At 73.6% G+C, this 19,822-nt stretch carries 18 protein-coding genes; 2 read left to right on the forward strand and 16 right to left on the reverse strand.

Annotation, left to right across the window (positions count from 1 at the left end):
• Nucleotides 1-29: 29 nt before the first annotated feature.
• Nucleotides 30-1,349, reverse strand: coding sequence for an aminopeptidase P family protein (locus ACIBK9_RS20510; RefSeq protein ID WP_397160229.1), 1,320 nt, complete (start codon nt 1,347-1,349; stop codon nt 30-32).
• Nucleotides 1,350-1,553: 204 nt separating this feature from the next.
• On the opposite strand from ACIBK9_RS20510, the gene ACIBK9_RS20515 reads away from it, so the two are divergent.
• Both ACIBK9_RS20515 and ACIBK9_RS20520 read left to right on the forward strand, forming a co-directional pair.
• On the forward strand, nt 1,554-1,754 hold the full coding sequence (locus ACIBK9_RS20515; RefSeq protein ID WP_352329981.1) for a hypothetical protein: 201 nt from the start codon (nt 1,554-1,556) through the stop codon (nt 1,752-1,754).
• A gap of 98 nt (nt 1,755-1,852) precedes the next feature.
• The gene (locus tag ACIBK9_RS20520) at nt 1,853-3,001 is read left to right on the forward strand and encodes an acyltransferase family protein (RefSeq protein WP_397160231.1); all 1,149 of its coding nucleotides are present in this window, start codon (nt 1,853-1,855) and stop codon (nt 2,999-3,001) included.
• An 89-nt stretch (nt 3,002-3,090) separates the two neighbouring features.
• Here ACIBK9_RS20520 and ACIBK9_RS20525 read toward each other — a convergent pair whose 3' ends face one another.
• From ACIBK9_RS20525 to ACIBK9_RS20595, 15 genes are all read right to left on the reverse strand, one after another.
• On the reverse strand, nt 3,091-4,050 hold the full coding sequence (locus tag ACIBK9_RS20525) for a TauD/TfdA dioxygenase family protein (protein WP_397160233.1): 960 nt from the start codon (nt 4,048-4,050) through the stop codon (nt 3,091-3,093).
• Between the two features lie 81 nt (nt 4,051-4,131).
• Nucleotides 4,132-4,254, reverse strand: a complete 123-nt coding sequence (locus ACIBK9_RS20530) for a putative leader peptide (RefSeq protein ID WP_352324370.1) — start codon at nt 4,252-4,254, stop codon at nt 4,132-4,134.
• 9 nt (nt 4,255-4,263) lie between these two features.
• Nucleotides 4,264-5,727, reverse strand: coding sequence for a hypothetical protein (locus ACIBK9_RS20535; protein WP_397160235.1), 1,464 nt, complete (start codon nt 5,725-5,727; stop codon nt 4,264-4,266).
• Nucleotides 5,711-7,585 carry a hypothetical protein gene (locus ACIBK9_RS20540; protein WP_397160237.1) on the reverse strand — a complete coding sequence of 625 codons (1,875 nt, stop codon included), beginning with the start codon at nt 7,583-7,585 and terminating at the stop codon, nt 5,711-5,713. The genes ACIBK9_RS20535 and ACIBK9_RS20540 overlap by 17 nt, the downstream gene beginning before the upstream one ends.
• A 155-nt stretch (nt 7,586-7,740) precedes the next feature.
• Nucleotides 7,741-8,997, reverse strand: coding sequence for a phenylacetate--CoA ligase family protein (locus tag ACIBK9_RS20545; RefSeq protein WP_397160239.1), 1,257 nt, complete (start codon nt 8,995-8,997; stop codon nt 7,741-7,743).
• Between the two features lie 24 nt (nt 8,998-9,021).
• Nucleotides 9,022-10,335: an MFS transporter gene (locus ACIBK9_RS20550; RefSeq protein ID WP_397160241.1), complete on the reverse strand. Its 1,314-nt coding sequence runs from the start codon at nt 10,333-10,335 to the stop codon at nt 9,022-9,024.
• Nucleotides 10,332-10,778: a hydroxyphenylacetyl-CoA thioesterase PaaI gene (paaI, locus tag ACIBK9_RS20555; protein ID WP_397160243.1), complete on the reverse strand. Its 447-nt coding sequence runs from the start codon at nt 10,776-10,778 to the stop codon at nt 10,332-10,334. The genes ACIBK9_RS20550 and paaI overlap by 4 nt, the downstream gene beginning before the upstream one ends.
• Nucleotides 10,775-11,626 carry an SDR family NAD(P)-dependent oxidoreductase gene (locus ACIBK9_RS20560; RefSeq protein WP_397160245.1) on the reverse strand — a complete coding sequence of 284 codons (852 nt, stop codon included), beginning with the start codon at nt 11,624-11,626 and terminating at the stop codon, nt 10,775-10,777. Before ACIBK9_RS20560 ends, paaI begins: the two co-directional genes overlap by 4 nt.
• Nucleotides 11,623-12,879: an MFS transporter gene (locus ACIBK9_RS20565; RefSeq protein ID WP_397160247.1), complete on the reverse strand. Its 1,257-nt coding sequence runs from the start codon at nt 12,877-12,879 to the stop codon at nt 11,623-11,625. The genes ACIBK9_RS20560 and ACIBK9_RS20565 overlap by 4 nt, the downstream gene beginning before the upstream one ends.
• Before the next feature lie 2 nt (nt 12,880-12,881).
• The gene (locus ACIBK9_RS20570) at nt 12,882-14,111 is read right to left on the reverse strand and encodes a phenylacetate--CoA ligase family protein (protein WP_397160249.1); all 1,230 of its coding nucleotides are present in this window, start codon (nt 14,109-14,111) and stop codon (nt 12,882-12,884) included.
• A 5-nt stretch (nt 14,112-14,116) separates the two neighbouring features.
• The gene (locus tag ACIBK9_RS20575; protein ID WP_397160251.1) at nt 14,117-15,145 is read right to left on the reverse strand and encodes a RimK family alpha-L-glutamate ligase; all 1,029 of its coding nucleotides are present in this window, start codon (nt 15,143-15,145) and stop codon (nt 14,117-14,119) included.
• Complete coding sequence (locus ACIBK9_RS20580) at nt 15,142-16,584, reverse strand: KamA family radical SAM protein (RefSeq protein ID WP_397160253.1); 1,443 nt, start codon at nt 16,582-16,584, stop codon at nt 15,142-15,144. Before ACIBK9_RS20580 ends, ACIBK9_RS20575 begins: the two co-directional genes overlap by 4 nt.
• Nucleotides 16,581-18,278 carry a class I adenylate-forming enzyme family protein gene (locus tag ACIBK9_RS20585; protein WP_397160255.1) on the reverse strand — a complete coding sequence of 566 codons (1,698 nt, stop codon included), beginning with the start codon at nt 18,276-18,278 and terminating at the stop codon, nt 16,581-16,583. Before ACIBK9_RS20585 ends, ACIBK9_RS20580 begins: the two co-directional genes overlap by 4 nt.
• Nucleotides 18,271-19,599, reverse strand: a complete 1,329-nt coding sequence (locus ACIBK9_RS20590; RefSeq protein ID WP_397160257.1) for a flavin monoamine oxidase family protein — start codon at nt 19,597-19,599, stop codon at nt 18,271-18,273. The genes ACIBK9_RS20585 and ACIBK9_RS20590 overlap by 8 nt, the downstream gene beginning before the upstream one ends.
• A complete protein-coding gene (locus ACIBK9_RS20595; protein ID WP_352324385.1) occupies nt 19,596-19,814 on the reverse strand; it encodes a phosphopantetheine-binding protein in 219 nt (72 codons plus the stop codon). Before ACIBK9_RS20595 ends, ACIBK9_RS20590 begins: the two co-directional genes overlap by 4 nt.
• Nucleotides 19,815-19,822: the final 8 nt, after the last annotated feature.

A 19,822-nucleotide genomic window follows, 5' to 3' on the forward strand; every position in this document is an offset into this window, starting at 1 on the left:
ATTATGCGGTGCAATGTCACAGCGACTACCTACCCGGCGGCCATCCACTTCTCCAGGCCGTCGGCGTCCAGGGGCAGCGCCGCCGACAACACGTCGGCGCCCTGCTCGGTGACCACCAGGTCGTCCTCGATCCGGACGCCGATCCCGCGCAGCTCCGGCGGGACGGTGAGGTCGTGCGGGTGGAAGTACAGGCCGGGCTCCACGGTGAGCGCCATGCCGGGGGCCATGACGGCGTCCTGGTAGGACTCCTGGCTCGCCCTGCCGCAGTCGTGCACGTCCAGGCCGAGGTGGTGGCCGACGCCGCAGACCAGGTAGCGGCGGTGGTGCTGGCCGGCGTCGGACAGCGCCTCGTCCACCGAGACCGCCAGCAGGCCCCAGTCGGCCAGGCCGTGCGCGACGACCTCCATGGCGGCGTGGTGGAAGTCGCTGAAGCGGCGGCCGGGGGCGACGGCGGCGAGCGCGGCCCGGTGGGCCCGTTCGACCAGGTCGTGCACCTGCCGCTGGGCCGGGGTGAAACGGCCGGAGACGGGGAAGGTGCGGGTGACGTCGGCGGTGTAGCAGCTCTCCGCCTCGACGCCGAGGTCGAGCAGGAGCAGCTCGCCGGGGGTGACCGGGCCGTCGCAGCGCACCCAGTGCAGGGTGGGCGCGTGCGGGCCGGAGCCCACGATGGAGGGGTAGCCGGGGCCGTTGCCGTAGGCGCGGGCGTACCGGTCGAAGGTGCCCTGGAGCCACCGCTCGCCGCGCCCGTCCACGGCGGCGGGGATCTCGCGGACGACGGCGGCGAACCCCTCGACGGTGCGGTCCACCGCCTCGCGCAGCTGGCCGAGCTCCCAGTCGTCCTTGTACATGCGCAGCTCGGCGAGGACCCGGGCGGCCTCCTGGTCGTCCGTCACCTCGGTGGTCAGCTCGGCCAGCGGCTTGACCGGGACGCCCAGCGCCTTCGCCCAGTCGTCCAGGCCGGGCGCGGCGCCCACCCACAGCTCGCCGTACCTGGAGTCGGTGAAGAACGCCGGGTCGCCGGGGCCGGCGGGCGGCGGCACGTAGAGGGTGGCCTCGGCGCCCTCCAGCACGACGACGGCGTTCTCGATCTGGCAGCCGGTCAGCCAGACGAAGTCGCTGCCGGCGCGGAAGTCGTAGGCCATGTCGTTGCTGCGGATCGGGGCCTGCCCCGCGGCCAGCACGACTCTCCGGCCGGGCAGCGCCTCGGCCAGCCGCGCCCGGTGGGCGGCGGCGGCCTCGGCCGCGCCGGGCACCACGCGCGGCGTGCGGTCGGGGGTGCCCCAGCCGGTGTTCATGTACGCGGCGAACGCGGGGATCTCGGACAGCCTCGGGGGCCTGCCGTCACGCACCGGGGATCACTCCTTCCATAGGGCTCAGTAATGTGTGGCATTGCACTGAACACTAGAACGACAGGAAGCCGCCGCCAAGAGGTGACCAGAAAAATCCGCATATCGTGACAAAGGCTCGGTTAGTCTGCGGAAGCCACGCGATCATCACGCACACGGAGCCCCCGCGGCGGAACGAGCGCGGCGGGACGAGAGACGGGAAGAACGATGACCTCTTGGATCCTCATCGTCGTCGGCGTGCTGCTGGCCCTGGTGGGCGGGCTCTGGGCGCTCCAGGGACTGGGCGTGGTGGGCGGCAGCGTGATGACCGGCGACACCGCCTGGGCGGTCATCGGGCCGGTGGTCCTGCTGGTGGGCGTCGCCGTCGTGGTGATCGGCCTGCGCCTGCGGCGTTCGCCGTCCCGCTGAGCGCGGCGATCCGGCCCGGGGAAGCATGAAGCCGGCTGCGATCCGGGCGGCCGTCCGCACACGGAGGGTTCTGTCGCAAATGGCCTAGAATCCGACAGATGTCCCCCGCCTCCGCCCGGCTGGCCTGGCTGGACGCCCTGCGGGGGCCCGCCGCGCTGGCCGTCACCGCGCACCACGCGGGCTGGTCCTTCGTCCCCGCCGCGTGGGCGGTCGTGGACCGCAGGATCGACCTCGGCACGTGGGGCGTCTTCGTGTTCTTCCTGGTCAGCGGCTACATCATCCCGGCGTCCCTGGAACGGCGCGGCGACCTGCGCGCCTTCTGGACCGGGCGGGCCTTCCGCCTGCTGCCGCTGCTGCTCGCCGCCCTCGGCCTGGCGTTCCTGCTCGCCTTCGCGGGCCTGGTCCCGCTGGATCCGCGCCTCGGCGAACGTCCCGCGCCGCTGGTCGCGCTCGGCAACCTGACGATGCTGCAGGAGCTGGTCAACCTGCCGCCCGTCATCGGCGTGACCTGGACGCTGTCGTACGAGATGGCCTTCTACCTGATCAGCGTGGCGCTGTTCGCGACCGGCCAGGCCAGCAGGTCGGCGGGGATCGCCGTCACGCTGGCGGCGCTGGCCGTGCCCGCGGGGCTGCTGCTGCCGGGCGCCTCGATCAACGGCGGGGCCGACCTGACCGCCGCGCTGCTCGTCCTCGCGGTCGTGGCGGCTATCGCGGTCACCGCCCTCGGGGACGGCCGGGCCCGTACGGCGGCCGCCGCGGCGGGCGGGCTGCTCGGGCTGGCGCTGGTGGTCCTGGGCAGCCGGGCCGGCACCTGGCAGGGCGTGATCATCCTGGCCGCCATGTTCGCCGGGACCGCGGTGCATCGCGCCGAGCAGGGCGTGATCTCCTGGCGGACCGCCGGGCTCGCCTGCCTGGCGGTGGTGGCCTGCGGCGTCCCCGCCAAGGACGACCCGGGATGGGCGCCCGCGCTCGTGCTCGCGTTCGCGGTGTTCGGGGTGGGGCTGGCGCTGCGCCACAGGGCGTTCCCGCGCGCGCTGACCCGGCTCGGCGTGATCAGCTTCTCCGTCTACCTGCTGCATCCCCTGCTGCTGCGCCTGCTGCCGAACCTGGTGCTGTACTACCTGGTCCTGATCCCGCTGTGCCTGGTGACGTACCAGGTGATCGAGGCCCCGGCCCAGCGGCTCGGCCGCCGGCTGAGCGGGTCGCGCGCCGCCGTCCAGAAGCAGGGACCGACCGTCAGGAAGTAGCGACCGACGCCGCGGGCGGGCACCCCCCAGCCCCCGCCCGCGCGTCCGGTGCCGCGAGCGGGTCCCGCTCGCGGAGGTGGCCGCCGTCGTCAGGCGACCACGAGTGACTGCGCCCTGAACTCCCTTCCGGCCACGATCTCCGAGACGAACCCGTCGGGTCCGACGGGACGGTCGCCGATCAGCGTGACCCGGTGCAGCCTGCGCGGCACGTCGAGGTGGTCGAGGTCGGACGGGGCGAGGTGGGCGGTGGCGCGGTTGTCCCAGAAGGCGACGCTGCCGGGCTGCCAGCGGAACCGCACGGTGTACTCGGGCCGGGTGAGCTGCTCGTACAGCAGGTCGAGGATGCGGCGGCTCTCCACGGCCGACAGGCCCACGATGTGGTCGGTGAAGCCGGGGTTGACGAACAACGCCCGCTCACCGGTCTCCGGATGCACCCGCACCACCGGGTGCACGGAGATCAGCAGGTTGTCGTTGATGCGCTTGACCAGCTTGCCGTCCTCCTCGGCGGCCTGGTAACCGGCCAGGAAGCGGTGTTCGGCGCGCAGGCCGTCCACCAGGTCGCGCAGCGGCGCGGACAGGCCCTCGTAGGCGGCCACCAGGTTCGTCCACTGGGTGTCGCCGCCGAACTCCGGCACGGTCTCGGCCCGCAGGATCGAGGCGGCGGGCGGGTTGACGGCGGCGGTGACGTCGGTGTGCCAGCCGGAGAAGTAGGAGTAGCGCCTGCGCTGGTAGAGCTCGCGGTAGTTGACGCCGTAACGCTTCTCGTACCGGCGCGGGTCGATGGTCAGGATCTGCGGGAACTCCTCGGGCGGCGCGTCCTCGTGCGGGTGGGCGTGGGTCAGCTCGCCGAACTGGCGGGCGAAGGCGATCTGCGCGGCGTGGTCGAGCTCCTGCCCGCGGAAGAACACGACTTTGTACGCGAGCAGCGCCCGGCGGATCTCCTCGACCACGGACGGATCGAGCGGGTGGGCCAGATCGACGCCGGTGATCTCGGCGCCGATGTGCCCGGCGACCCGCCGGACGGTGAGCACGCTGGTGGGTGTCGACATGGTTCGGCCACTCCTCTGAGCTTCGGGGAAGGTCTGGGGGAAGGACGCTCGGGGCGTCCGAGGAGAGCGGGGACCCGGAGGTCACCGCACGGCACAGAGCGCGCTCGCCTGCCGCCGGAGGTCGACGTGGAGGCGGGCCACCAGAAGGCTCTTCACGCCTCTGATCCTGCGCGAAATTTCCCACAAAAGCAATAGGTAATACATGAAAGGCGGTCAGCCCCGGCCGGGGCCGCCGTCCGTCACCGTGACCCGGCCCGAGTACGCCGAGGTGCCGTCCGGGTTGAGCTGGAGGATCGGGATCTCCTTGGTCTGGCGGGCGCCGCCCTCGACGATCCTGATCGGGCCGCTGGCGCCCTCGACCGACACCGTGCCGCTGGTCAGCATGTTCGCCATGTCCTGCGGCGAGGGCACGTCCGGCTCCCGGGCGAACGCCTTGGCCGTCTCCAGGGCCACGAACATGGCGTCGTGGTGCATGATGGCCATGCCGTCGTCGAGGCTCTCGTGCGGGAACATGCGCCGGAAGCTGTCGGGGTCGTCGCCCTCGAACCTGGCCCGGATCGCCGTGAGCACCCCGCCGCCGGGCAGCGCGAGGCTCGCCGGGTGGGCCAGGGCCGTGTAGAAGAGCCGGATCCGGGTGTCCCCCCACATGCCGAGGTCGACCTTGCGGTTCATCTCGCTGGCGTCGTCGCCGGTGATCACGGTGACGCCGGGCCGGACGCACCGCTCGCGCTGGCTGAGCGCCTGCATCAGCGCGGGCAGCTGCTCGCTGCGCCCGGCGTACAGGACGGTGTTCGCGCCGGAGTTGCAGACGCGCTCGGCGATGACGTCGAGCACGGTGCCGGAGAACCTGGTCGAGGAGTCGAAGGACAGCTCCATCACGCGTTCCCGGCCGGCCAGCGAGCCGGTGTAGAACCGGGCGAGGGTCTTGACGTAGCTGTCGGCCGGGTTGAGGTCTTTGATCACGACCGCCTGGAGCCCGGGGTTGACCTTCCTGGCGTGCACCACCCCGGCCTGGGCCTGCTCGCTGTTCAGGGCCGCGACGCGGGCCAGGCCGGGGAAGCCGGTGAGCTCGTCGGAGGTGATGACCGCCGAGACCATCGCGTACCGGCTCGCGCTCAGGCTCGCGACCGTCCTGCGGGTCGCGCCGGTGCTGGCGCCCAGCCCGGTCACGGCCACGATGTGCTCCTGCGCGGTCCGGTCCCGGACGGCCTCGACCGTCGGCTCCCAGTCCTGCGGCCCGTCGCTGGCGACCAGCACCCGCACGTACGGCGGCGAGGACGGCTGCCGGTTGCGCCACACCTGCGCCAGATGGATGCCCTCCAGGCCGTGCCTGATGCTCTCCCGGTTCATGGCGATGTCGGTGAGGGAGCCGGTCATCGGGAACATCGCGACGACGGTCACGTAGTCATCCGGGTGCTCCTTCTCCACCGCGGCGTTCTCGGCGGCGATGCGGCTCATGACCGGGGCCAGGTCGGGGCCGAAGGCGTCGCTGTCGTCGGTGAGCCGCGACGTCCTGACGTAGAGCCCGAGGACGACCACGGCTGCCACGACGAGCGCCCCCGCCAGCGCCCTGCGCAGCAGGACGCGGTTGCGGCGGCCCGCCGCCCACTTCGCGCCGACCTCCGCCGGCGCCGGATCGCCCGCCCCGGCCATGCCGAGGTCACCGTCGTCGCTCATACCTGTCGGCCTCCCGTAACAAGATCGCCGGACTGGTGGCCGACCGCCTGGCCAGGTCCCGCAGCCCGCGCGCGACCTGCTCGGCCCGGCTCCCGGACGGGTCGAGCAGCGGGTCGAGCCAGAACCAGCGGTCCACGACCAGGGCCCTGACCACGACGAGCCAGTCCCCGCGCTCGTGCGGGACGGCGGTCGCCACCAGCGAGTCGTACAGCTCGTCCAGGGGCGTGACCAGCGGCAGCCGGTTGGGGGCGGTGGTCACCTCGTTGAAGCCGGCCAGCCATTCCGGCAGGCGGCTGCGGCCGTCCTCGCGCACGTCGAGCCGGTCGAAGAGCCGGTGCAGGTGATCGGCGACGTGGGTCAGATGGCCTTCGGGGTCGTCCCGGCCGACACGGGCCAGGCGGTGGTGCAGGCTGCGCGGGTTCTCCTCGCCGCCGGGGCCGAGGTGGAAACGTTCCAGGTCCCCGTGCACGTCGTCCCAGCGGCCGGTGACGGCGAGCCGGTGCAGCAGCAGCCGCCGCAGCCACGGGTGGATCACGGTGACCTGGGGGCCGCGCGCGCCCTCGTAGCGGCCGTGCGGGTCCCGCTCCTCCGGACGGCGGTCGAGCCAGAGCAGGTCGGCCAGCTCGTTGCGCAGGTTCGGCGTCCGGCCGGCCCGTTTGAGCAGGGCGCTCTCGGCGTCGTCCACGTTCCTGGCCGCCGCCCAGTCGGTGAGCTCGTCCAGGTGGGCCAGGTGCAGCCGGTCGGGCCAGCGCAGCAGGTCCTCGCGGCACACGACGGCGCGGAAGGCGTCGTCGTCCTGGGCCGTGGCGGCGAGCCTGCCCAGGCGCCGGGTCACGGCCGGATGGCCGCCGGTCAGCTCCCGGACGGCCGAGGCGTAGGCGCGCGACCTGTCGGCCTCCAGCGGCGGCATCAGCACCGGGTACCACCACGGCTGCTCCCGGGCGTCGTAGCCGGCCCGCCAGTCTCGGTAGCTCGCCTCCGCCAGCGTGGGCGGGTGGGCCGCGCCGGGCACGACCGTGCCGGGACGCGCCCACGAGCCGCCCATCGGCAGCCACTCCTTCGACTCCGCCACCACCAGCAGCGGGTCGGCGCCCTTGGCCGGGCCGAGCGCCCTGAGCAGCGCGCGGCCCGCCGCGGTCTCGGCCCCCTCCAGCAGCAGCAGGCAGCTGCGGGCGTGGCGGTGGCTCTTGGACCAGGAGTCGGTGAGGTCGGCGACGAGGGCCCGGCACAGGATCGCCCCGGCGGACCCGGACGGGTCGCCGCCGTGGCCGTCCCGCCGCCTGGCCAGGTCGATCACGTTGCCGTTGGCCATCTGGGCGGCCAGCCACGTCCTGCCCTTGTCGTTGAGCAGCCTGACCACGCGGCGGCGCTGGCCCCGCGCGGCGTACTGGAGCACCGAGGTGAGCGCGGCCAGCGGCTCGGCCCCCGGGATGCGGCCGAGCAGGTCGCGCAGCAGGGACAGGGCGTCGGACAGCCGCTCGGGGTCGCCGCCGTCCACGAGGTCGTCCAGTTCGCCGGCCAGCTCGTTGTCGGAGCGGTCCCGCGGGTCCAGGGCCAGCACGTGCAGCGCGAAGACCACCCGGGGCAGCCGCACGCTGGAGGTCTCCATCAGGTCGTGGGCGATGCGCTCCACGGTCTTGACCACCGGCGCGTCGCGCAGCCCCGGCAGCCGGAAGTCCACCCGCACCCGGGGCGACTCGGGCCTGGTGACGCTCCTCCAGACGCGGGTGAGGCACACCTCGCGGTCGGTGCCGTCGGGGCCGAGCAGCACGATGACCGGGAGCCGGTCGCCGCTCCCGAGCGGGAGGCACTCCTTCGTCACCAGGCGAAGGTGCGCGTCGTTGAACGAATCCGCCATCGCAGCAACCTGCTCGGTCGTCGTCAGCCGGTGCGTGCCCGAGTGAGCATCGCCCCGCGGACGCTCGTTTCCATCATAGAAACGAACATCGGACGACGCGGAAAAATCCGGATGAATCCGGAGCCTCCGGCCGGCGCCGGAGGCTCCGGCCGGGGTCAGGGGTGCGGGCGCTCGTCCACCACCTGCAGCACCTTCCCGGTACGCGGGTGCGTCACCAGCTCGGACGGCCGCACCCATTCGACGGTCAGCGGGTGCACCAGCCCCTCGGCCACGGACTTCGGGTAGAGCGGCTTGGCCGCGTACACGGCGTCCACGAGCCGCTGGGTCAGGCCGGGCGGCGGCTCCTGCGTGCAGGCCAGCCGGAGCAGCAGGCCGTCCTTGCCGTCCCAGCGGCGCTGGACCATCTGCATCGCCGACATCGCCCGGTCCGGGTCGGCGGCGACCAGCACGGCCCGGACGGCCTCGCTGGACATCGCCACCGTCTCCACCCTGGCCCCCTCCGACGTCCTGCCGACCAGCCGGAAGGCCCGGCATTCCGCGTCGGTCCACTCCCCCAGGTCGCCGACCGGGTAGCGGATGACCGGCATCAGCGTCCTGAACAGGTTGGTGACGACCACCCGCCCGCGCACGCCGGGCGTGGTGACCGGGTCGCCGGTCACCTCGTCGAGCAGCTCCACCAGGGTGCGGTCGGGGAACGCCGCGTGCACCCGCACGTCCGCGCCCGCCACGGGGCCGCCGATCAGCCCGGCGTCCACGGAGGCGTAGCCGAGCGAGGCGATCGCCGCGCCGGGGAAGGCCTTGGCGAGCTGCGGACGCAGGTCGTCGAAGAGCAGGTCGCCGGCGAACAGCAGCAGTTCCACGGTGTCCGCGCCGCGCCCCCGCGCGATCACCGCCTCGGCCACCTTGCCGAGCTTCATCGGCGGCCCCGCCAGCACGTGCACGCCGAACAGCTCGATCAGGTCGGCGATGTAGCCGTCCTCGGCGTGGCAGGCGATGGGCAGGCGCACGTTCTCCACGGGGGCGTTGTGCAGGGCGTGCTCGATGTAGAGGAAGCCGCCGTACATCTCGCCGGCGGAGAACAGGTTCGCCACCCGGTGTCCGGGCCGCAGGCCCGCCTGCACCATGCCGGCGCCGAACGCGGTCACCGAGTCGGCGTGCTCCGAGCGCGTCCAGGGGGAGAACTTGGGCGCCCCGGTGGTGCCGCCGGAGGCGTAGACGCCGGCGTCGGTCAGGGGGCCGGTCAGCAGCCTGTTGTCCGGGTAGGTGTTGGCGGCCCAGAAGGCGTTCTGGTCGATGATCGGCAGCGCGGTGAGGTCGTCCACGCCGTCGGGCAGGTCCCGGTAGAGCTCGGCGTAGAACGGCGAGTGCCGGCGGGCGAAGTCGATCAGGTCACGCAGGGACTTGGCGGGCATGTGTCACTCCTTGGTCGTCGATGCTCAGATCCGGCTGTGGGCGAGGCTCGGGACCCGCGCCAGCACCCGTCGGCGGTAGAACCACCAGTTGGTGGCCAGGAAGACGGCGTAGGCGCCGATGAACACCTGGAGTGCGGGCGCGACGGAACCCGTCCCGGCCAGCGAGACGGCGAAGCCGCGGGGGATGAGGAACCCGCCGAACGCGCCGACCGCGGAGGCGATGCCGATGGCCGCCGCGGCCTCGCGCCTGGCCCGCAGCCGCGCGTCCGGAGACCCGTGCCGGGCCTGCGCGGTGAAGATGGCCGGGATCATCCGGTACGTGGACCCGTTCCCCGCCCCCGAGGCGACGAACAGCAGCAGGAACGCGCCCAGGAAGAGCGGGAAGCTGTGCCGGCCGAGCGCGGCGAGCGCGGCCACGGCCCCGGCGGCCATGGCGACGAACGACCACGAGGTGACCTTGGCCCCGCCGTACCGGTCGGCCAGCCAGCCACCGACCGGCCGCGCCAGCGACCCGGCCAGCGGCCCGAGGAAGGCCAGGTACGGCGAGGCGGACTCGGCGAACGCCGACTTGGCAACCAGCGGGAACGCCGCCGAGTAGCCGATGAACGAGCCGAAGGTGCCGATGTACAGGAAGGACATGACCCAGGTGTGCGGACGCAGGAACGCCCTGCCCTGGGTGCCGAAGCCGGTCCTGGCCACGGCCAGGTTGTCCATGAACAGGTACGCGCACAGCGCGGCGGCCACGACGAGCGGCATCCACACCAGCCCGGCGTACGCCAGGCCGCCCGCCGCCACCAGCGGGATCAGCAGTTGCACGACCGCCACGCCCAGGTTCCCGCCGGCCGCGTTCACGCCCAGCGCGAACCCCTTGCGCCGCTCCGGGTAGAAGTAGGAGACGTTGGCCATGGAGGAGGCGAAGTTGCCACCGCCGAGCCCGGCCGTGGCGGCGGCGGCCAGGAACATCCAGTAGGGCCTGGCCGGATCGGTGACCAGCCAGGCCAGCAGCCCCGTCGGCGCCAGGAGCAGCAGGGCGCTGGCCACGTTCCAGTTGCGCCCGCCGAAGGCCGAGACGGCGAAGGTGTAGGGCAGCCGCAGCGTGCTGCCGACCAGGTTCGGCACCGCGACCAGCCAGAAGAGCTGGTCGACGGTGAACGGGAAGCCCGCCTTCGGCAGCAGGACGACGACGGCGCTCCACAGCAGCCACACCGCGAAGCCGAGATGCTCGACGAAGATGGAGAAGATCAGGTTCCTGGTGGCGACGCGGCGTCCGACGGCCGCCCAGAAGCCCGGGTCCTCGGGTTCCCAGTGCTCGATCCAGCGTCCGGTCCGCCGGTTCATGAGGTTCTCCCTTCGTTGGTGGGACGGCCGGCGACCACGACGCCGTGGCCGCGGAACTCGGCGACGACCTCGCCGGCCGGGCGGCGCACGGTGACGTCGTAGACGCCGTGCCGACCGTGTCTTGCCCGTTCCGTGGCCTCGGCCACCAGCACGTCGCCGGCCGCCGCCGGGCGCAGGAACGTCACCTGGGCGCTGTGGGCCAGCATGACCGGGCCGCGGCTGTTGCAGGCGTGGTCGAAGGCGGCGTCGGCGAGCAGGAACAGGTAGCCGCCGTGGGCGACGCCGTGCCCGTTCACCATGTCCTCGGTGACGCGCATGCGCAGCCGGGCCCGGCCGCCGGCGGCCTCCTCCAGCGCGATGCCGAGCGCCCGGCAGGCCGGATCGGGGCCGGCCGCGGGGTCGGTCGCAGGGCCTTTTGCGGGGCCGGGCGCGGGGGCGGTCATGGGGTGGCTCCGAGCCAGGTCCTGGCCATGGCCTGGACGGCCGAGCCGTCGGGGTCGGCGAGCTTGCCGGCCACGTACCGCGACACCCAGGGCCCGGTCGGGATGCGGAAGGGCGGGTCGGCGGCGGTCAGCGCGGCCACGATCACGTCGGCCACCTGCCAGGAGGTCTGGCCGGCGCCCTCCCAGCCGGGGCCGCACACCCAGTCGAGGTAGGCGTCGAAGGCCGGGGCGTACGGGCCGGAGGCGGCCCGGATGGTCTTCCGGTTGATGTCCGGAAAAATCCCGAACCGGGTGTCGGAGACGAAGCCGGGCACCACCACGCTCACCCGTACGCCGTGCGCGGCCGCGACCGGCGCCAGGCTCTCCATGAACCCCTCGACCGCCGCCTTGGCCGCCGCGTACGCCTCGTTGAACGGCTGGCCCACGACGCCGTGCACGCTGCCGACCGTCACCAGACGCCCTCCGGCGGCCCGCAGCAGCGGCATCGCCACCCGGCTGACCTCGATCACCCCGAAGAAGTTGACCTCGAAGTTGGCGCGCAGCGCCTCCGGCGTGGACATCTCCATCGTCGGGTCGAAGTTCGACACGCCCGCGTTGTTGACCAGCGCGTCCAGCCCTCCGTACGTCTCGCGCACGCCCTTCACGCACGCCCGCGCCGAGGCGGGGTCGGTGACGTCGAGGTGGCGGACGTCCAGGGTGACGCCGGCCCGGTCGGCCGCCGCGCGCAGGTCGCCGTCGCGTCCGAGGTCGCGCATGGTGGCCACCACCGTCAGCCCGGCCCGTGCGGCGGTCACCGCGGTGGCCAGCCCGATCCCCGACGAGGTCCCGGTGATCAGCACAGTCGTCATGACGCGCTCCCCGCCAGGTGCGCCCGCGGCTCGGCCCGGTCCATGTGGGCCTGGATCCCCGAGGCGGGCAGGAACGAGAACGCCGCCAGCAGCGTGCCGCCGGCCATGACGGCCTGCGCCGCGCCGAGCACGCCCAGCGCGGGCGTCAGCAGGGTGACCGCCGACCCGCCCGCGAGCGCGGCCAGCGGGATCACCCCCCAGGTCGCCGTGCGGAACGCGGCGTGCATGACGCCCTGGTTCTCGGCGGCCATCCGCGACTGCCGGATCGGCGCGCTGCACACGTTGATGCACGACATGAAGAAGCCGTAGCAGCCGAACGTCACGCCGATCACCGCCGCGGCGGGCAGCGCGGGCGCGGCCAGCACGCCGAGGCCGACCAGGCAGTGCAGCAGCAGCGCCCAGGCCATGGTCCGGCCGAGCCCGAGCCGGTCGCTGATCTTCGGGGCGGCCAGCGCGCCGAGCACCGCGCCGACGGCCGCCGCCGAGATCGCCGCGCCGAACACGCCCACCGAGACGCCGAGCCCCTGGTAGGCCAGCACCGGCAGGACCGTGACGAAGACCGGACCGCCCGAGTTGAGCACCACCGCGGCCAGCACCACCCGGCGCAGCACCGGGTCGGCCCAGTTCAGCCGGAAGCCGAGCATCAGCCGCGAGCGCACCGGCACCCGCTCCCCGGTCGTGACGCCCCACGGCTTCATGGCGCGCAGGCAGGCCGCCGAGACCAGGTAGCTGGCCGCGTCCACGAGCAGCGAGGCGACGCCGAGCAGGTGGTACAGGCCCGCCGCGATCGACGGCCCGGCCACCTCCGACACCGTGCTGCTGCCCTCCAGCCGCGAGTACGCCCGCACCAGCCGGTCCTGCGGCACGGTGGTCGGCACGGCGACGAGGTAGCCGATGTTGAAGAAGATGGTCGCGCCGCTGATCAGCGCCACGCACACGAACAGCACCGGCGTCGAGAGCACCCCGCACCAGTACGCGACCGGGATGACCCCCACCGCCGCCAGCCGGACGAGGTCGCACACGACCATGGTCAGCCGCTTGTCCCACCGGTCCACGAGCACCCCGGCGATCGGCCCGAGCAGCGGGATGCCCAGGTACTGGGCCATGGCCACGACGCCGACCTCCAGCGCGGAGGCGTGCAACACGAAGATCATCAGCGTCGGCACGACGAACACGGTGATCCGGTCGCCGAGCAGGCTCACCGTCTGGCCGCTCCAGTAGAGGCCGAACTCCCGGCCGAGCGACCCCGGCATCCTCACTGCTCCTCCCGCACGACGAAGGAGGAGGTCTTGCCGGTGCGGTCGTTGCCGATCAGCGCGTCGACCGTCCGGACGCGGAAGGAGCCGGGGTCGTGCTGGAAGGCCGTGCTGAGGGTGAAGGTGGCGGCCAGGAGGTCGTGGCGCAGCCGTTCGGGCAGGCCGGGCGGGGTCTCGGGGCCGGTCAGCAGCAGCACGTCCACGCCGGAGACCCGGCCCTGCCGCTCGGTGATCAGGACCTGGGCGCGCAGCACGCCGGGCTCGCGCTCGGCCTGGGCGACGACGTCGTCCACGTGCAGGCCGAGGCCGCGCACCTGGACGACCGAGTCGCGGCGGCCCAGGACGCGCAGCGCCCTGTCGTCCCGGCCGCACGGGCAGGAGACGAGGCGGCCGGCGTCGCCGGTGCGGTAACGCAGCACCGGGTTGAGCATGTCGGGGTTGAGCGTGGTGAAGTCCAGCAGCTCGTCGGCGTCGCTGTGCACGAGCTGGTCGGGCAGCGGGTGGAAGACGTCGGCCGGGCAGTCCGGGGTGTTGGTGGCGGCGACCCAGGTCTCGGTGCTGCCGAACATGCCCCAGCGGCGGGCGTCCGGCGCGACCTCGGCCAGGTCCTCGTCGAGCTGGGGATGCCACGCCTCGCCCAGCCAGAGCACCTTGCGCAGCGCGGGCAGGCGCAGGCCGGCCGCGCGGGCGTGGGCGAACCACAGCCGCAGGACACTGGGCGTGCCGCCGAACGCGGTCACCTTCCGGTCGGCGAAGAAGCCGAGCCAGTCGCCGTACTCCTCCTTGCCGACCGAGCCCAGGGCGATGACCCGGCAGCCGGACAGGTCGGCGAAGGCGGCGGCCAGGAAGTGGGCGCCCCACATGCGGCCGGCGCCCCAGGCGTTGACGAAGACGTCGTCCGGTTCGAGCGGCTGCCAGTGGCGGTGCACGCCGTCCATGTAGAAGCCGGTGGGGGCGTAGCCGACCTTGGGCGCGCCGGTGCTGCCGCCGCTCTGGAAGAGCCAGGTCGCGCCCTGTCCCGCCTTGGGCTCCAGGTGCGCGAGCGCGACGTTGAGGTCGTCCTTGACCAGCGGCGGCAGGACGGCCAGGTCCTCCAGCGTGAGCACCTTCTCGTGGCCCTCGTAGCGCGGCGCGAGCGCGGGCACGCTCCTCAGCCGCTCCAGCGAGCGCCTCGGGACGCGCAGCAGCGGCTCGGCCGCCGCGGACGTCAGCGAGAACGATTCGGTCATGGGGGTCACCAGCTCTCGGGGTCGTGCGGAAGACGGTCTTGCGGAAGGCCGTCGTGCGGGTGGCGGTCTTTGAGGAAGCGGGTGTGGCCGTCGCGGTAGGCCGTCCAGCGGGCGCGGGTGACGTCGCGCTGGAGGGTGCGGGCGGGGTCGCCGAGGTCGGGCGCGATCACGCCGTCGGGCTCCAGCTCGGAGAACCAGTAGCGCTCGCCGTCGTGCAGGAAGTCGACGCAGAAGAACGGGATGGGCAGCCGCTCGTAGAAGTACGCCGTGGCCGCCGCCAGCTCGGGCGGCACGGGCGGGAACTCCATCGTGCCGCCCCTGCTGGCGTTGGCGACCGGCGAGCCCGGCTCCGGGATGCGTTTCATGACCGCGTACGGCTCGCCGTCCACGACGTAGACGCGGTAGTCCACGGTGCCGTCGCCCAGGTAGGGCTGGACGACGAGCGTGGTGTCGCCGCCCTGGGCGAGGCTGGCCAGGCCGCGCAGCTCCTCGGAGTCGCGGGCCAGGTTCACCCCGCCGCCGCCGCACCAGCCGGCCGGCTTGACCAGGGCCGGGTAGGTGAGGCCGGCGATGGCGGCCTCGTACAGGTGCTTGCTGGTGTCCCGGCCGGTGCCGATGCGCAGGGTCGGGATCGGCGGCACGGGCGAGTCGCGCAGCCGCAGGACGGTGGCCAGCTTGTCGTTGGCCACCGGCGACAGGGACGGCGGGAACGGCAGGTAGAAGCCGGCCTCCTCCAGCACGGCGTAGAGGGCGTACTGGTTGAAGACGTCCATGGACTGGTAGGGCAGGGAGTACAGGGCGGTGATGAAGAGGGTGTCCTCGGGGGTGACGGGCTCGTCGTCCACGAAGACGCGGGGCCGGCCGGGCTCCAGGGCGTCCACGGTGACCGAGTCCGGGGAGTTCCTGGTCCAGCGCAGGCCGAGCTCGGCGGCGACCTCCTCGTACAGGTCCCAGAAGAACGGGTGCCACATCGCGGTGGCCCTGGTGGACTCCCGGTCGGGGAAGATCCAGCACAAACGGCGCAACGAGCTCATGACTCTCCCTTCTGGCTCGCCCACCAGCGGCGGCCGGGCTCGGGCAGGGTGTCGATCGGGTCGTAGAAGGGGAAGCGGCGCGCCGGGCCGGGCGGCTCCAGCCCGATCCCGTGGCTCCTGGTCCAGTACGAGACGCCGCGTTCCCGGTCGTAGGCGGCGGCCTGGTGCACCCAGCGTTTGCCGACGTAGGGCACGTCACACACGATCCGGGGCGTGGCGTAGCCGGGCAGGTGGCCCATGATGGCCTCCTGGAGGCGCCGGGCCTGGTGCAGCGGGGTGCGCCAGTGCTCGGCGTTGGGGATCAGGTCGCAGACGTAGAAGTAGTAGGGCAGGATCCCGGCCTCGCCGTGCAGGGCGAAGCACAGGTCGAGCAGGTCGTGCGGGGTGGCGTTCACGCCGCGCATGAGCACGCCCTGGTTGCGCACGTCCCGCACGCCGGCCGCGAGCAGGGCCCCGGCCGCCTCGGCGACCAGCGGCGTCACCGAGCGGGCGTGGTTGGCGTGGGTGTGCACGGCCAGGTTCACCCCGCGGGCCCGCGCGACGGCGGCCACCCGGCCCACGCCCTCGACCACGGCCGGCTGGAGCCAGTGCTGCGGCAGCCCGACCAGCGCCTTGGTGGCCAGCCGAATGTCGCGTACGGACTCCAGCTCCAGCAGCCGCAGCAGGAACGCCTCCAGCCGCGGCCACGGCATGTTCGCCAGGTCGCCGCCGGAGACCACCACGTCGCGGACGGCGGGCGTGCGCTTGAGGTAGTCCAGCATCAGCTCCTGCCGGTCCACCGGCCTGAGCGTGAGCCTGGCCTTGACGACCTGCGGGGTGGAGGTGCCGACCAGGTCCATCCGGGTGCAGTGGCCGCAGTACTGCGGGCACGTGGCCAGCAGCTCGGCCAGCACCTTCGTCGGGTAGCGGTGGGTCAGGCCCTCCACCGCCCACATCTCGGCCTCGTGCAGCGAGTCCCGCTGGGCCCGCGGATGGCTCGGCCAGACCGGGTGCCGGTCGGAGGCGACCGGCAGCAGGTAGCGGCGGACCGGGTTGGCCAGGAACGCCGCCGTGAACGCGGCCGGACCGCCGGGTTCGTCCGGCGCCATGACGTTGAGGAGCTGGGGCGTGACCAGCATGGACATGGTGGCGAACCGGGCCACGTCGGCGGCCAGGTCGGCGAGGAAGGCGTCCTGGAGCAGGTCGCCGGTCACGGCGCGGAGCTGCGCCGCGTTGCGCACGCAGTGGGCGCGCTGCCACTGGGCGTCGCGCCACTGCGCCTCGGTGACCCCGCGCCACCCCGGCAGCCGCCGCCAGTCGGGCTCGGCGAGCGCCCGCCGCGCGTACACGTAGGGGCGGTCGGCGGCCCCGGACCCCGCGGCCCCGGACCCCGCGGCCTCGGACCGGGCGGTCTCGACGTCGGCGGCGGGGCGGCGGGGGTTGTCGTCGTTCGGGCTCATCCGGCGAACAGCGCCGCGTGCCGGGTGCGGAGCTCGCGCTTGAGCACCTTGCCTGTGGGGCCGAGCGGGTAGTCCTGCTCGGTACGCGCCAGGATCACCGCGGCCAGCGTGGCCAGGCCCGCGTCGGCCAGCGCCTTGTTGGCCTTCTCCCTGATCTCCTCGGCGGTGACCGCGGCGGCCTCGGCCTGCGTCCGTACGACGGCGATCGGCACCTGCCCCCCGGGCCCCGGCACGCCGACGACCGAGCAGTCCTGGACGAGGTCCGCGCAGTCGGCGATGAGGACCTCCTCGACGGGCAGGCTGTAGACCGGCCCGGCCGCGGTGTCGATCACGTCCACGGTGCGGTCGAGGTGGTAGAAGTCGCCCTCGGCGTCCCGGCGGGCGACGTCGCCGGTGAGCCAGTAGCCGTTGAGCTCGAAGCTGCCGGTCAGCCTGGCGTCGTTCCAGTAGCCGGGGGTGCGCGACGGGGTGATCACGCCCAGCAGGCCGACCTCGCCGTCGGGCAGCTCCCGGCCGTTCTCGTCGAGCACGGCGGCCTTGATCACCGCGTCCTGCGGCTTGCCCACGCAGCGGTCGGCGCGCGGCGTCTCGGGGGTGGTGACCTGGCCGAACAGCGCCATGCCCATCTCCGAGGAGCCGAGCCCGTCCACGAACTGGGAGCCGGGCAGCGGCTCGCCGGCGGCCTCGCCGCGCGGCAGCAGCCACGACCTGATCAGCCCCGCGGGCCGCTCGCCGAGCTGGACGAGCCGCCGGATGTGCCCGTAGTGGGCGCTGTCCCCGGTGTTGAACCAGGAGTGCACCCGGGCCGCGCCCCTGACGGGCAGCTCGCCGGTGGCCAGCTCGACGAACGTGCGCGGGAACGAGGCCACCATGGTCGGCTGGAACGCCTCCATGACCGGCTCCACCCCGGCCCGCCGCCAGTCCGACATGATCACGGTCGGCAGCCCGAGCAGCACCGCGGTGAGGAAGTAGCTGAGCCCGCCCGCGTGGGTGTGCGGCATGAGCGACATCAGCCGGTCGTACGGCTCCGCCGGGAAACGCACCATCCGCTGCTGTTTGCCGTCCCAGAAGCTGCGGTGTCCGAGGATGGTGGACTTGGGGGTGCCGGTGGTGCCGGAGGAGTGGATGAGCGCCACCACGTCGTCCGGCTCGTGCCGGTACGGGTACTGCTCCGGCAGCCCGCTGGACGCCGCGTCGTGGGCCCGCACCTCGGCCGCCAGGGCGACGAACCGGGGCCGGGCGCGCGGCGTGTTGCGGTAGGCGAGCTGCAGCCGGGTCGTGTCGTCGGCGACCACGCCCACCACGCCGACGTGCTCCAGGTAGCCGGCCATGACGTCGGCCCGCATGGCGTCGTTGACCATCGCCGGGATCGCGCCGAGCGCGGTGAGCGCCAGGAAGTGCAGCAGCGGCTCCAGTCCCTCGGCGACGACGACGCCCACGGGCTCGCCGGGCCGCACGCCGTTGGCGTGGTACCAGGTGGCGTACCGGTCGCGCAGGGCCGCGAGGTCGGTCAGGCTGTGGCCGCGTAACACGACCTGGCCGCGGTGGTCGGTGTGGTGGCTGTGGATGAACGGCACCGACCGGTTGGGGTTGGCCGCCAGCGCGTGGTCGAGGAAGTTGCCCGCGCCGAGGCCGGGCTCGGTCATGAAGCCCTGCCGCACGGCCAGGGGGGCGATCGGGGTCTGGTCAGTCATGGATGTGCCTCCACGTCGCGTCGATCTGCGCGGCCACCCGGTGCCCTGAGCGGATGGCGCCTTCCATCAGGCCGAAGAACTCGGTGCTCGTCTCGGTGCCGGCCCAGTGCACCCGCTGGTGGGGGGTCGTCAGCCGCGGGCCGAGCCGCAGCCAGTCGCCCGGCCCGAACAGCGCCGCGTAGCAGCCCCGGCTGTGCTCGTCGCTCAGCCAGTCGGTCACGTGGCAGGCGTCCGGGGCGGGCAGCCCGGGGAACAGCCGCGCGACCTGGGCCCGCGCCCGCTCGGCCTGCTCGCGCGGGGGCAGCGCGGCGAACGCCTTGGCCTGCGCGCCGGTCACGAACCCGGTCAGCACGCCCGCCGAGCCGTCCGCGGGCGAGTCGTCCACGGTGGACAGCAGGGGACCGTCCGCGCTGACCGACCAGCCCGAAAGGCCCTGCTCGCGCCAGAGCGGCGCGGGGTAGACCAGGTGCACCTTCACCGCGCAGCCGGGCGCCGTACGGGGGCCCGAGCGCGGCGCGGGCAGGCCCGGCCGGAACTCCACGGCGTCGGCCAGCACCGGCGGCACGGCGACCACCACCGCGTCCGCCCTGGTGGCGCCGGTCGCGGTGACGACGTCCACGCCGGTCGCGTCCTGGTGGACCGCGCGCACCGGCTCGCCGAGGAGCACCCGGTCGCCGAGCCGGGCGGCCAGGCGCAGGCACACCTGGTGGGCGCCGCCGTCGATCCGGTCCTCCTGCGCACCGCCCGCGAAGGCGTTCAGGTAGCGCAGCCCGCCGCCCGAGCGCAGGTAGAAGGCCAGATGCAGGACGGACACGTCCGCCGGGTCGGCGGCCATCATCTCGCCGGCGAACAGCGGGAAGAACAGCCGCGCGTCCGGATGCGTCAGGTGCTCGGCGGCCCAGTCCGCCGCCGTGGTGGCGTCCAGGCGGGCGGCGTCCGGCGTCAGCCAGGGCGCGTCGGGGCGGACGGCGGCGGCCAGCTCCTCCAGCGCGTCGAACAGGCCGCCCAGCGCGACCGCCGACAGGGGCGGGAACCGGCCGGTCCCGGCCTCGCCGCCGAGCGCGAACCTGGCCGCGCCGCCCACGGTGGCCGGGGTGGTCTTCAGGTCCAGCTCGGCCAGCAGGGCCGTCAGCGCGGTGTGCCGCTCCCCCAGGTACGCCGCGCCCGCGTCGGCCCAGCCGCCGGGGGCGACCTCGATGCCGCGCGTACGGCCGCCGACGCGGTCCCTGGCCTCGATCACGGTGACCTCGGCGCCGGACGCCGCCAGGTCGGCGGCGGCGGTGAGCCCCGCGAGGCCCGCTCCCACGACGACGACCCTCATGCCAGGCTCGCGATCTTCTTGGCCAGCGCGGCCGGGGTGGGCGCGTCGAGGAAGTCGTCGAAGTCCAGCTCGGCGCCGCAGTCGCGGGCGATCGCGCTGAGGACGCGGGTGGCGAGCAGCGAATCCCCACCCAAGACGAAAAAGTCGGAATCGTCCGTTATTTCGGGGTTTTCCAGTACCCGCCGGAAGATGTCGGAGACGGCGGTGACGTCCACGTGCATGA

This window comes from Nonomuraea sp. NPDC050227 (genome assembly GCF_044459705.1).
Classification (GTDB): Bacteria; Actinomycetota; Actinomycetes; order Streptosporangiales; family Streptosporangiaceae; genus Nonomuraea.